This is a genomic window from Terriglobus roseus, assembly GCF_900102185.1.
Taxonomy (GTDB): Bacteria; Acidobacteriota; Terriglobia; order Terriglobales; family Acidobacteriaceae; genus Terriglobus; species Terriglobus roseus_A.
Map to the genome: position 1 here is coordinate 1313581 of NZ_LT629690.1, position 12958 is coordinate 1326538.

A 12958-nucleotide genomic window follows, 5' to 3' on the forward strand; every position below is an offset into this window, starting at 1 on the left:
CTACTGATCCGGGAACCGCTAAAGACAATGGTGCAGAGCTCGCGGTCCCGAACTTATCTTGAGATACATGACCAACCACGGGGCTGAGAACTGTAACAAAGTACAGTGTGGCGTGGCATCAGGGTGGGATGATTTCGGAGTTGCCGGCCTTTGACCTGCTGAATTCCTAAAGCCGATGTGTCCTTCTGAATGGTTATGCAAAACTACTGCCCGCATTTCCAGTCCGATACTCAATGGCGGCGGGTCTTGAGACTTCCGGACGGCCTCTATCCTTCGACGCAAGGTATAGTTTTGCCATCCATGACAGCTAGTCGATACTTCGTCCTACTGTTGGCCTGTTTTCTCTTCGTTGCCACCGCGGCTCACGGTGAGCATTTGAAGAATGTCCTTGTCCTGCACATGGAAAACTCACATACGCCTGCGAACGCCGCGGCATCTCGCGCTATCCAAGAGGTCTTCGGACGCGACCCTACCGTTCAAATATTTGAAGAGTATCTTGATGAAGATCGCCTGGGCGTGGAGGGTGCGGCGATGGCCGATGTCTTTGCCCGCAAATATACCGGACAACGCTTCGCTCTCATCATGACGGTTGGGCCGCCGGCACTCCGGTTCCTCGCACAATACGGAGAACAGCTCTGGCCATCCGTTCCGAGAGTGTTTGCTGACGTCGATGGCAGGCCGGCGCAGCTTCCGCCGAACACTACCGGCGTGTACGGTTTCTTTCGCTTCGCGCCCACCCTCGACTTGGCACTTCGATTGCGGCCCGACGTGCAACACGTCTTCTATATAGGGGGCGGCGCCTCAGGAGAGATTGCGCGCCGGATCATTGCACAGAACGAGTTCCGCCCCTACATGGGGCGACTGGACTTCACCTACATAAACGGTCTTCCCCTGCCGCAACTTTTGAATCAACTCTCCGGTCTGCCTCCACACAGCGTTGTAATCTACACGACATTCTTCAAAGACAACGAGGGGAATACATTCGTCACTGCCAACCTTGCGCCCGTGATTGTCGCTGCTTCGAATGCCCCAGTGTATGGAACCCTGCAGGGCGTTCTGGGGAGCGGAATTGTAGGGGGCAGCCTATTCGATTTTGGGCCGCAGACTCATGCAGCGGCTGAGCTCGGGCTGAAGATCCTTCGCGGTACCCCTGCCACTTCTTTGGCCGTTGAGGAGGGCCCTCCCAACAAGGTCGTGGTTGACTGGCGGCAGCTCAAGCGATGGTCGATTCCAGAGAGCAACGTACCACCGAACGCCACGATCATGTTTCGCGAGCTCACCCTATGGGAGCGCTACCGAGACTACGTCTGGATCGCTGCCGGGGTGCTGATTGGTCAGACGCTTTTGTTGATGGTGTTGTTCCTCCAAGTGCGAGCTCGACAACGTTCCAATGTGGCGATTCGTGGTCTGACGATGCGGTTGGTTCATGCAACCGAGGATGAGCGTAAGCGCGTCGCCAGCGAACTGCATGACGACATTGGCCAGCGGCTTTCGCTATTGTCAGCTCAGCTTGATTCCATGGTCATCCGATCTGGAAATGAAATCGAATCGCAAGAACTGAAGGAATGCCTTCACGAGGTAGATGCTCTTGTTACGGACGTGCACGACCTCTCGCACCAGCTGCATTCCTCGCAGGTGCAGCATCTTGGCTTAGATGTTGCTCTGCGGAATCTATGCAGAAGCATCGCTCAGCGAAACAATCTGAACATCGTGGCGGAGTGTGCCGATCTCCTCCCGGAATTACGACCGGACGTCTCGGTCTGCCTCTACCGCATAGCGCAGGAAGCTTTAAACAACATCGTGCGCCACAGTGGTAGTGACCGGGTCGAGATAAGCGTTAGCGGAGCAGGAGGCCGAGTCACGATGATCGTGAAGGACTTTGGCCATGGGTTCGAAGCAGCCAAATCTCCTGCTGGTCTTGGCCTTGTAACGATGGAGGAGCGCCTGAAGGCGATCTCCGGCACTTTTTCAGTGTCTTCTAAATTGGGGGTCGGCACCACGATCAGTGCTTCGCTACCCTTGCGCGAAGCAGTTGCGGGGCACAAGACAGAAGAGACGCAACGCGGCTCTGCTGCTTGATCATGCTTCTCACCTTAGGATTCGTTCCTCAGCTGTTTTTCAACTCAGCGGACAAGTCTGGGAGTCATATACTGCCTCCCCGCTAGCACTTCCCGAACAGCATGTACCAGCTCAGAACTTGCCGACTTCTTGAGCACATAACCATGCGCCCAACCGCTCAAGGCACTCGCTGCGATCTCTGGATCCTCGTTCATCGTAACGATAAGCAGTTTCGTATGCGGTGCGAACTCAGCCAATTGTCGCCTGGCTTCGTTTACTTCGAACGACGGCATCGAAAGATCAAGCGTGATGAGGTCAGGCCGCAACAGCATAGCCTCGCGCAAAAGAGTGCGACCGTCAGACACGATACCAAGCACCTCGAACTCCGGTTCAAGCAGCTTCCGAAAAGCCTCCGCAAGTCGGACATAGTCTTCTGCAATAAGAATCCGCTGTCGAGTCATTGCAACCCTTCTTACAAAAGCAGTCCGCTCATCGACCAAAGTCTTTGGACGATGAGCGGCGACATCCTTAACAATTCTAGCCAAAGCGACAATAAACGGACTACCGAACGATCCGGTACTGTCACTGTGGACAGCAATTTCAATTGGAAATCGTTATTGGTGTATTCGGAGCGTACATTTTGCGACTTCTTCTAACGGGCACATTAGACTTTGGATAGAGGCTTCCTTTAGTCCGAGCACCTACATCGCGAATGGACTCAGAGTTGACTAGGATTTTGCGGGCCGAACCGGTGTCGCACAGCGAGGTTGTATTTTGTGCGAGGGAATGCCTGAGCCAGACCCGCGGAGTCTGGCTGTGGCGTCAGTCCCACACTATCGTGAACACCTTCGGGGATGCCGCGCACCCGAAGGTGTTTCGAGCTTGGACTCGCAGGAGCGATCCCCTCTTTCCATACTCTTGGCGCAACGACTGTGTGGTGGTTGAGAGGATCGATCTCACCCGCCATCATCTGCGACCACTATGTCGCCTTCTCGAATCACAGAAACAGCACAAAACTTTGCAGAGAAGTGGGACAACAACCTACACTTGCCGGGCTAGAGGGAAGACCGAAATAGGTCGGCCTGGGAAGGGCAGGGAACGCGAACGTTTGCGCCGGTCCCCGACAGGCATGGTCAAGGGCGCTAATTCGATCTCGCGGCGTTTCCATGTCGGTTCATGTTCAAAGACATAGCACCCCAACGTCGGATCTGCCGTGGTCGCGCCTACACGCTTGCCCCAAAGAAGGACTTCGATGACATCGACCGGTTTCACGAAACCCTCGTTCTTGTGCCCGAAGCGCGCCGCACTCGCTGTCGTGGTTTCGAGCTACGGAGTAAGGCTAATGGACTCACCGTGGGAGTCGGAACGAGCAGGTCCAATCCATCAAGGGAATCGAGTGCCTTCAGGACTCGCAAGAACGTCTCGATCGTGGAACCCCTCCCGGATTCGAGATTCCTCAACGCCTTTTCAGAGATGCCTGCCCTTTCAGCCGTTGAAACTTGATCCAGGTTCCTGGAAAGCCGCAGCATTTGGATGCTGTTTCCTAGTTGTGTCTGAAGCTCTTGGATCGACTTGAAGGACGAATCTGCCATAACGGCATACTAGTGCCGATTATCTCGAGAAAGTCAAATAAGTGGTAGTTATCTGCCGCTTATGTATCAATGTGTGGGAAAGCGCTTGGATGCTTGACACGTTCAACGTGAGGCATGTTTCCTACTGGTGTTTGAACAAGCAAGTTCCGCGCCATAGAGGGTTTGCTTCAGAATCAAGCGATTGATGCGGAGCGTTCGAAAGATGTGCCTCTTTACACAGAGCTTTCCACATTCGGACAAACTTCGGTAGTTCCTTTAAGCCTGCGATGCAGCCCTATGCGTGTCAATAAGCATTTCCTCGGCGCTGAATTACAAACCCTGAAATCTGGTCGTCAAGAACATTTCGAAATACGAAGCCATACCTGATCAGACAATGTCAGCGTTATAACGGCATCTCTCATGAGCATTCCCAGTGAGGGGCCACCCTCGAGAACTGGCGAATCGCTCATCGTACCGAAATGCTAACCTGCGAAGACAACTGAAACTCACACCGTCGAAGGAGAACTTCGTATGTCTGTGTCCCTCCCCCGTAAAGCGTTTCTTCTCTCTCTCCTATTCACTCCGTGTTTCAGCGCAGTGATGACTCCGGTCTCGCTCCATGCGCAGGTCTCAACCGGGGATGTCGTAGGCAATGTAAAGGATTCCAGCGGCGGCATCATCGCGGGGGCCAAAGTCACCCTCACGCAAACCGATCGCCAGGATGTGAGAACAGGTACTACAAATGGCTCGGGTGACTTCGTATTCAGTTTGCTTCCAAGCGGCAGCTATTCGCTGACGATTGATGCGCCGGGCTTTGGTCGTTATGAGATCAAGTCGTTCGTCGTATCTGCCGGTGACCGCCGCCGTATGGACGCGACACTTTCGATCGCTGGAAATCAGCAGCAGATCGATGTCACTGCAAGCGCCCCGATTCTGGATGCTGACTCGAGCAATCTCAGTACGCAAGTCGACCAGCGACAGGTTGAAGATCTACCACTGAACGGACGCAACTTCGTACAACTCGCTCAGCTTGCTGCGGGTGCCAATGAGGGCACTTCGTCTGCCATCTCGAATGGAAACCGTCCGGATGATCGCCGACAGACATCGGCCGTCGTTGCGAATGCACAGTCTGACACCTTGAACTACCAGATGGTGGAAGGCATCGACAACAATGAAGGAACAGTGGGAACCATCGGGGTACGTCCATCCGTGGAAGCCATCGCGGAGTTCCGCGTGATCACAAATGTCCCCCCGGCCGAAGTTGGGAAGACACCCGGTGCGATCGTGAACCTTATCACCAAGGCCGGCACCAACCGGTTTCATGGCTCGGTTTATGAGTTTGTGAGAAATGACATTTTTGATGCGCGGAATTTTTTTGCGACTGCTGTGGTTGTGCCTCAGAAGCCACGTTTCCGACAGAATCAATTTGGCGGCAGTATCGGCGGTCCACTCGTTCGGCAGAGAACCTTCTTCTTCGCCGACTACGAAGGCTATCGGCGGATTGACGCGACAAACGCGCTTGTGAACAACCAGGTCCCGACTGCCTATGAGGTCGCTCATCCTGGCGACTTCTCCGATCGCGGGGGACCTGTGTTGACTCCCACACAAATCAACCCAATTGCGACGAAGTATTTTGCTCTCTACCCAGCACCAAACAATGGGGCAACCACGTTCACCTCCTCCTATCCCCAAACGCAGAACAGTACGACCGCAGACCTGCGCGTTGACCACAGGTTCAATGACAAGAATAGTCTGTTTGGCCGCTGGACCTATAACAATGTGAGCACCATCACCCCAAGCGCTCTCCCGGCTGTCGGAGGCGTCGACCCAGGCGGGTCCGTATCATTCCCCGGCCCGGCGTCACAACAGGCACAGCAGTGGCTGCTGGACTATACGCACACATTTACTCCTCGGCTATTGCTGGAGTTGAAGGCTGGATATACACACATCAGCAATGTCTCTCTGCCTCTGAATTACGGAAAGTACTTCGGCAATGCATTCGGCATCGTGAACTCGAATGTCGATATCTTCACCTCCGCGTTGCCCACCGTTTCTATAACGGGCTACGCGCCATTGGGTGTCTCGTCATCGCTTCCGCTGTTCGATCGGACCAATACCTTCCAGTACAGCGGGACACTGATCCAGGTGAAAGGGCGGCATTCTCTCAAGTACGGTGCAATGCTGATCCGTCGTCAAATTTTCAATGAGCAGCCAACCTCCGGCTCCGGAGCGTTCAGCTTTACGACGAGTCCGGCTTCAACAACGGTGTCCACTGTGACCCCGCTGGTGAATCTTCTTCGCGGAAATGTTTTTCAGGTGTCGCGTGTCGTGCAGCTTTTCCCGCGCTACTTGCGCAGCTTTGAACCGAGCCTCTTTATCCAGGATGACTGGAGAGTGACAGATAAGCTCACGTTGAACCTTGGTATGCGATACGACATTCTCACCCCGGACAAGGACAAGTACAACCACATCTCGCATTTCGATCCTGTCTCGGGAACCTTCCGCGTTGCAGGTAGCGGCGCATCCGATACGGCGGATATTAAGACCGACTACAAGTCGATTGCTCCACGCTTTGGCCTCGCCCTCAATGCGACTCCCCGTACGGTATTGCGCTCGGGGTATGCGATTGTATTCTTCCGGGACAACACCGGCCCATCGGTACCGTTTGCGGATCCACCGTATGTGGGGACCTACCAGCCGAACCAAAACTCCACCAATTTTTCCGACCCACTTCCATTACCCACGCAAGCGTCAACGACCACACCATCGGGCGCTCTACGCGGCATGGCATTGAACTATTCGAATTCCTATGTTCAAGAATTTAATGCCAACATTCAGCGCGAACTCGGTTTGAGCACCGTACTGACGGTGGCATATGTGGGTGAGTTGGGGCGCTCCTTACGTACTTCGCCGAATGTGAACCTTGGACCATTGGGACAAAGTGTGGCGATGGGTACGCGTCCGTTCGCGTCGAAATACCCAAATGTTACGGATATCTACAATATCCAATCCAACGGTGCCTCGAGCTATCACGCCCTCCAAGCCACTGCAGTAAAGCGCGCCGGTCATGGGTTAACGGTGCAAGCAAACTACACCTGGGCACACGCGTTGGGGAACACCCAAGGCTTTTCGGCAGGGGGGCTGTATACAAGCGCAGATCCGGCACACTTTGCGACGGTTGAGTACGGAAACAGCGAATTAGATGTACGCCATCGGATTGCGATGATGTTGAATTATCGGCTGGCATTTGCGGACAAGCTCTCTGGCTTTGCTGCTGCTGTGGCAAAGGGATGGCAGGCGAATGCGATTGACGTATGGGAAACAGGGCAGCCCTTCACGGTCTTGAATTCCGCTCCTCGGACGAATACGGGTGTTGGCTCGGATCGGCCGAATCAGATCGGCGATCCAAATACCGGACCGAAGACCAACAGCCGCTGGTTCAATACTGCCGCCTTCTCCGCCCAACCATTGGGAACCTTGGGGAGCACCGCAAGGAATAGCCTGTACGGTCCGCATTTCCGTCATTTCGATCTCTCGTTGTTCAAGGACTTTGCGTTTTCAGAACGGGCGGAACTGCAGCTCCGAGCAGAAGCATTCAACCTTACCAATACGCCGAACTTCGGACAGCCGGGATCGACTCTGGGGACCGCCACGTTCGGAGTGGTGAACTCACTTCGTACCAATGCACAAGGACGGCAGCTGCAGTTTGCGGCACGCCTCACCTTCTAGCGATAGACGGATCGGAGAGAACGAATATGAAATATTGGAAGATCGGAATCGTCGCGCTGCTCTGTGTGGCCCCCCTCTCTGCTCAGGTAAAAACAGGCATCGACGTGTTGGAAGACGACCACTTCTCGCAGTTGAAGCAACTGGTTTCGAAGCATGGGGGCCATCTTCGGCTCGGCGTGCTGACCAACCCTGTAGGCATTGACGGGCACGAACGCAGAACCATTGATGTTCTACGCACCGATGCTCCGGCTGCTGTACGTGGCCTTACTGTGACAAAGCTGTTCAGCGCAGAGCATGGTATCAATGCTGCGGTGGACAACGTGCACATCGTAGAGGATAAAGATCCCTCTAGCGGTTTGCCGATAGTCAGCCTTTTCGGAGCCACGGAGGAGCAGCGCCATCCGTCGAAGCAACAACTGGAGGACCTCGACGCGATTGTGATCGATCTCCAAGACGTCGGAGTTCGATACTGGACCTTCCAAACACTGGTCAAGTATTTCGTTGAAGCATCTGCGGCGAATCACCTCAGCGTGGTCGTACTGGACCGACCCAATCCTGTAAACGGTCTCGATGTCCAGGGGCCTTTGTCGACACAGGGCAGAGAGAACTATGTCAATCCGATCTCGGAACCCATGAGACCGGGAATGACGATGGGAGAGTTGGCACAGTTCTTCAATGGCGAGGAACACCTCGGAGCTGATCTCACGGTGATCAAGATGGCAGGGTGGAAGCGCCAGGATTGGTGGGACGATTCTGGGTTGCTTTGGGTAAATCCATCCCCAAACATTCGTACCCTTACACAAAATTTGGTCTACCTCGGCACGGGACTGCTTGAGGGGACGAATGTAAATGTCAAAGGTCCGACGGAGCCGCCCTTCGTACGCTTTGGAGCGCCATGGATCGTAGCTACCGATTTAGCGCGCTATTTGAACAACCGGAAAATACCCGGCGTAACCTTCATGGCGATCTCCTACGTTCCGACTGGCGAGGAACATTATCCCTATCGCGGACAACGTGTCGAAGGGGTTGAGGTAATCGTGAACGATCGCTCAAGGGTCGATGCTCCCGAACTGGGCATCGAAGCGGTATCCGCGTTGTGGAAACTCTATCCCAAAGACTTTCAGATCGACCGCGTGGATAGGTTACTCCTCAACAAGAGCGTGTTGGAGCAGATTAAGAAGGGAGTCGATCCGCAGGACATTGCAAAGGGTTGGCAGCAGGAGCTCAATACGTACAAGGTCAAGAGAGCCAGATATTTGATCTATTGAGTCTGTACCGTCGAAGGATACCCTCGGGGTCCAGATCGTACGTTCGGAAGTGGGAATTGTTATTGAACCTACACCTCCGGATTGTCGGCGGTTCGGCGTGCTGTTTGAGAAGCTGAGGTCGGTCGCGCCTGAACTCCGAGGATTGCACGAAAGTAGCAGCGAACCGGTTGGGGGCGCTTAGCAGCCACCTACCAGAGCGTTACCGCCACAACTTCAGGTGCCGTGGGAACTCCATCGGCCTCGGAATGTCAGTTGTCACAATCGTGCTTCGCTTACAAGACCGTTAGCCTTGAGTGCACGAATATCCCGAATCGGCGGGAGCCCAAAACAGCGGCTGTACTCGCGGCTGAATTGGCTAATGCTCTCGTATCCGACTTCGTATGCAGCGGTCGTTGCATCTAGGCCATCCATCAGCATGCGTTCGCGCGCGGTTTGCAGTCGCAGCATCTTCTGATACTGCAAGGGACTCATCGAGGTCAGTGCCCGAAACTGATGGTGAAGCGTAGACACGCCCGTCCGTCCTGTATGAGCGAGCTCTTCGACACTCAACGGTTTTCGTGAAGTCCGCGCGAAGCCAGGAGATTGCTCGTGCGGTTCGCTGAACGAGATCCCGCGTGTTGCTATGGCGCGTAGCCGGCTGGCCTGAGGGGTTTTGTGTAAACGGTAGATAATCTCACGTTGGATCAAAGGACTCAGGACTCAAAGCACTTGGAGACGATGCGAGCATTGCAATCCTCAACGAAGTCATTGCTGACGAGCGAGAGCACTACAGTATCCTCGGAAATCTCATTCGCTCGCGGGGTACGTTTCCGCCGTTGTCACCGGAAGAGGCAAAAGCGGCTCTCGGTGAACTCGTCGCCGCGCGAAACAACGGGAAAAGGCAAACTGCGGCATGGATTGGTGACGCAATCTACGGGGTTAATGATGGACTGGGCTCAATTTTTGGTATTGTTTCAGGCGTTTCAGGAGCGACACTCGGCAATAGTCATTTCGTCCTGATCGCAGGCATGGCTGGGATGATTGCAAGTGCTTTGTCGATGGGGTCTGGAGCGTATCTGGCGTCGAAGAGCGAACGGGAGATCTACGAAGCGGAGTTCGCACGAGAGAAAACAGCTGTGGAAGTGAATGAAGCTGAAGCCCAACAGATTTTGTCCTTGAGTTATCAGATTCGCGGACTGCCGCCTAAGGATGCCGAACGGTTTGTTCATCATCTATCCAGGAACAAAGCGCAACTCATCGCCGCACTTGCAAGAGAACAGCTGAACACCACAGAAGAAGGATTAAGTGAGCCAATTGTGTCGGCCATCTCAGGAGCGCTGTCGACCGCTATCGGTGCGTTTATACCGATCATTCCATTTTTCTTCTTGAACGGGATTCCAGCTGTCATTGTGGCAGCGATCGTTTCTCTGCTTGCTCACTTCGTGGTGGGCGCCGCAAAGTCCCTTATCACGATTCGCTCTTGGTGGGCGAGTGGTTTCGAAATGACTTGGATTGGAGCCCTTGAGGGGGTTGTGACCTACGTCATTGGCATCGGTCTAGGGAAACTAGGTGGAGCTTCGTAAATCAAACTGTCGCATTCAATGTTGGGCGAAACGCCTCTCATCGCAAAGCAGATCGATATCCAGTCGATAGCATCAAGGTATCTGGCACTATGACATGGCTATGAAGTGACACCCTGAGTCATGCCAACACGTCCGACAAATTCGGCGCTTTCGCCATGGTTCTCTGCGGGCAGCGTATTTGTACGTATCTGTTATTCAGTAGTTTGAAGTGGAACCCTGGATGTTTTGGGTTCGACTCTTAATGGATAGTTGTAGGGGGAAGAAACGAGAAGGCTTCACCGCAGGTCAGAGACTCCGAAACTCTCTTCTGAAAAGTAACGAACTGTTGAGTGCGCGATGAACGCTGAGAACCGAAGGACTATTTCGAGATGTATGCGTTTAGTCCCACTGTAACTGGCTTGCCATCGACCGTGGCATCCGTTACGACGTTCCCACCGCTCGTCGCTACTAACATCGTCTTCCCGCTTTTTGATTTTGTTGGTGTCTCCAGCATGGAGATTCTGATGACGAGTTCGTTTCCTTCGATCGTTACCTGCATTGATATCCTTTCGCCTCTTAAGATTGTGGTTGCATCGATGTCGCGTCGCACACCAAACCGATGCGTCCGACGAATCAGCCGATAAATAAAAAGTATTAGACCATGGCGTATGGATGTTTCACGCTGAGAGTCTCAGGCGTTCGCGGACGCCAAAACGACTTACGGAGAACTCTTTATGGCTTCAAACCGTGGTGATCGATCTCCCCTCGTAGGTTCTCTTGTCCCCTTGACGAAAGAAGAGATCGGGACCGATGCGCACTCGCATGTTCTGCGCGGTCGTGGTCGATTCCTTCGATTGCCACAGGTGACGGATACCGTTGGACTGTCGAAAACAAGTATTTACGAAATGATCAAACGAGAAGCGTTTCCGTCTCCGGTTCCGATCGGAAAACGCGCAGTGGGGTGGATTGAAGAAGAAATCAGGGGGTGGGCGGAGGAACAAATTCGTCTCAGAACTTTGCAACGTCGCCATTCAACCAAGGCATTGGATCAAACGGTTCGGGGCATCAGGAAGACGGCCTAGCATCGCGAATTGTTTTCAGCGGACATCCGAACCGGCAGCCTATATGCCGTTCACGGATTTATCCGTGACTCCACAGTTGGTCTAGTCACTCCACCATTGGTCTAGCTTGCCAGCGCTGCAATTCCTTTGGCCAACTGCGTGTCGACATAGTCCGCCCACCATTGCATCATCTTCGCTCGTTGCTTGATATATTTCGCTTTGTTGTATGCGCCTTTGACCTTGTTCTCTTCAACATGAGCGAGTTGCATCTCGATCCAGTCCTCTTCGAATAGGTTCGACTCATACAAAACAGTCGACGCAACTCCTCGAAAGCCATGCCCGGTCATTTCGCCCTTGTATCCAAGACGATAGAGAGCGAATAGGATCGTGTTGTTGCTCATCGTCTTGTCCTTATCATTCGCTCCAGGAAACACCTTCGTTCCATTCCCTGTGCGAATCGAGAGATCTCGGAGAATCGTGACGGCTTGGTGTGGCAACGGCACGATGTGAGAACGTCTCTTCTTCATGCGCTCGCCTGGGATTTCCCATTTCTCTTTATCAAGCTCGAATTCGGCCCAGTCCGCTTCGATTAGCTCCGCTGTTCTTACCCAGAGGTAGGCCATTAAGCGCATCGCGTAGATGGTCAGAAGGTCGCCCTTGTAGGTCCACATCTTCGCCAACAGCTGGGGAAGATCGCTTTCATCCACCCTCGCGAAGTTCACCTCCATCGCCGGTTTCAAGATGTCGGATGGCTTGAAGTCGGCTGCTGGGTTACGCGTCGCCAATCCATTCGCAATGGCGAACCGGAAGATCTGTCCAATGGTTTCTTGGGCGCGTTTCGCAACATCGCGAGCGCCGCGGCCCTCAATCGCAAGCACTAATTCGCGAACGTCGGCTGCCTTCACGTCGTCGACAAACTTGTGCCCAATGATGGGGAAGACGTCGGCTTCAAGACGGCGCATGACCTGAGCGGCATGTCGGGGTGATTTGCCAGTGGCCCAAGTGGCCCACCACTTCCGAGCCACCTTCTCAACGCTGCTTTCCGTCCGACGAAGGAGTGTTCTAGCGTGTTCTTCTTTTGCTGCTGCGTCTACCTTGCGCTCTTCCATTGGGTCAACACCGCCAGCCAATGCCTTCCGAGCTGCGAAATGCAGATCGCGGGCCTCCTTGAGCGATACAAGAGGGTACTCGCCTAAGGCCATCATCTTCTCTTTGCCTTCGAAGTAGTAGCGCCATCGCCATAACTTGGAGCCAGACGATGTGACGAGAACACAGAGACCACCACCGTCAGTCAATTTGTATGGCTTGGCAGCGGGCTTTGCGTTCTCGATTTCTCGAATCGTAAGTGCCATGTCTGCCTCCAAATCGCGGATATATGCGATACCCGCAATTCGTCCCAACTATACCCGCATCCGTACCCGCAATAAAGTCAGGCTCTCTCCGCACGACTAAGAGCCATTTCGAACGACAAAATTGCGCAAAACCTTGTATTTATGAGGTTTTTCGACGTTCGGAGAGGTTTTAGAGAGTCCGGGGAAGTACACCAGAAAAGGAAATTGGTTGCCCCCCAGGGATTCGAACCCCGATTAGACGAGTCAGAGTCGTCGGTCCTACCATTGAACGAGAGGGCAACACAGATACGGAAGAGCTTCCGCTTGCTTGTGTAAGCGAGTCGCTTGCGCGTCTCAACTGACTTTCTAAGTGTACGAAACAGTTGCGATTGAGTCAAA

10 protein-coding genes and 1 tRNA gene are annotated in these 12958 nt (G+C 53.8%); 5 read left to right on the forward strand and 6 right to left on the reverse strand.

The window, feature by feature from the left end; genetic code table 11:
• Positions 1-300: 300 nt before the first annotated feature.
• The gene (locus BLT38_RS05620) at positions 301-2079 is read left to right on the forward strand and encodes an ATP-binding protein (protein ID WP_172838161.1); all 1779 of its coding nucleotides are present in this window, start codon (positions 301-303) and stop codon (positions 2077-2079) included.
• Positions 2080-2123: 44 nt separating this feature from the next.
• Here the strand turns inward: BLT38_RS05620 and BLT38_RS05625 are convergent, their stop codons facing one another.
• The 3 genes from BLT38_RS05625 to BLT38_RS05635 form a co-directional block, all read right to left on the reverse strand.
• The gene (locus BLT38_RS05625; RefSeq protein ID WP_083344305.1) at positions 2124-2519 is read right to left on the reverse strand and encodes a response regulator; all 396 of its coding nucleotides are present in this window, start codon (positions 2517-2519) and stop codon (positions 2124-2126) included.
• A gap of 580 nt (positions 2520-3099) precedes the next feature.
• Positions 3100-3330, reverse strand: coding sequence for a HipA N-terminal domain-containing protein (locus BLT38_RS21135; RefSeq protein WP_197674941.1), 231 nt, complete (start codon positions 3328-3330; stop codon positions 3100-3102).
• Positions 3327-3650: a helix-turn-helix domain-containing protein gene (locus BLT38_RS05635; RefSeq protein WP_083344306.1), complete on the reverse strand. Its 324-nt coding sequence runs from the start codon at positions 3648-3650 to the stop codon at positions 3327-3329. The genes BLT38_RS21135 and BLT38_RS05635 overlap by 4 nt, the downstream gene beginning before the upstream one ends.
• A gap of 510 nt (positions 3651-4160) precedes the next feature.
• On the opposite strand from BLT38_RS05635, the gene BLT38_RS05640 reads away from it, so the two are divergent.
• Positions 4161-7358, forward strand: a complete 3198-nt coding sequence (locus tag BLT38_RS05640) for a TonB-dependent receptor (protein ID WP_083344307.1) — start codon at positions 4161-4163, stop codon at positions 7356-7358.
• Positions 7359-7384: 26 nt separating this feature from the next.
• A complete protein-coding gene (locus BLT38_RS05645; protein WP_083344308.1) occupies positions 7385-8626 on the forward strand; it encodes an exo-beta-N-acetylmuramidase NamZ domain-containing protein in 1242 nt (413 codons plus the stop codon).
• A gap of 255 nt (positions 8627-8881) precedes the next feature.
• On the opposite strand, the gene BLT38_RS20920 is transcribed toward BLT38_RS05645, so the two are convergent.
• Positions 8882-9136, reverse strand: coding sequence for a helix-turn-helix domain-containing protein (locus tag BLT38_RS20920; RefSeq protein ID WP_269456836.1), 255 nt, complete (start codon positions 9134-9136; stop codon positions 8882-8884).
• 305 nt (positions 9137-9441) lie between these two features.
• Here BLT38_RS20920 and BLT38_RS05655 point away from each other — a divergent pair, with 305 nt between their 5' ends.
• A complete protein-coding gene (locus BLT38_RS05655; protein ID WP_231966775.1) occupies positions 9442-10188 on the forward strand; it encodes a VIT1/CCC1 transporter family protein in 747 nt (248 codons plus the stop codon).
• Between the two features lie 713 nt (positions 10189-10901).
• Positions 10902-11249: a helix-turn-helix transcriptional regulator gene (locus BLT38_RS21140; protein WP_083344310.1), complete on the forward strand. Its 348-nt coding sequence runs from the start codon at positions 10902-10904 to the stop codon at positions 11247-11249.
• A 101-nt stretch (positions 11250-11350) separates the two neighbouring features.
• Here BLT38_RS21140 and BLT38_RS05670 read toward each other — a convergent pair whose 3' ends face one another.
• On the reverse strand, positions 11351-12580 hold the full coding sequence (locus tag BLT38_RS05670; RefSeq protein ID WP_083344311.1) for a tyrosine-type recombinase/integrase: 1230 nt from the start codon (positions 12578-12580) through the stop codon (positions 11351-11353).
• A 205-nt stretch (positions 12581-12785) separates the two neighbouring features.
• A tRNA-Gln gene (locus tag BLT38_RS05675) sits at positions 12786-12859 on the reverse strand.
• Positions 12860-12958 lie beyond the last annotated feature (99 nt).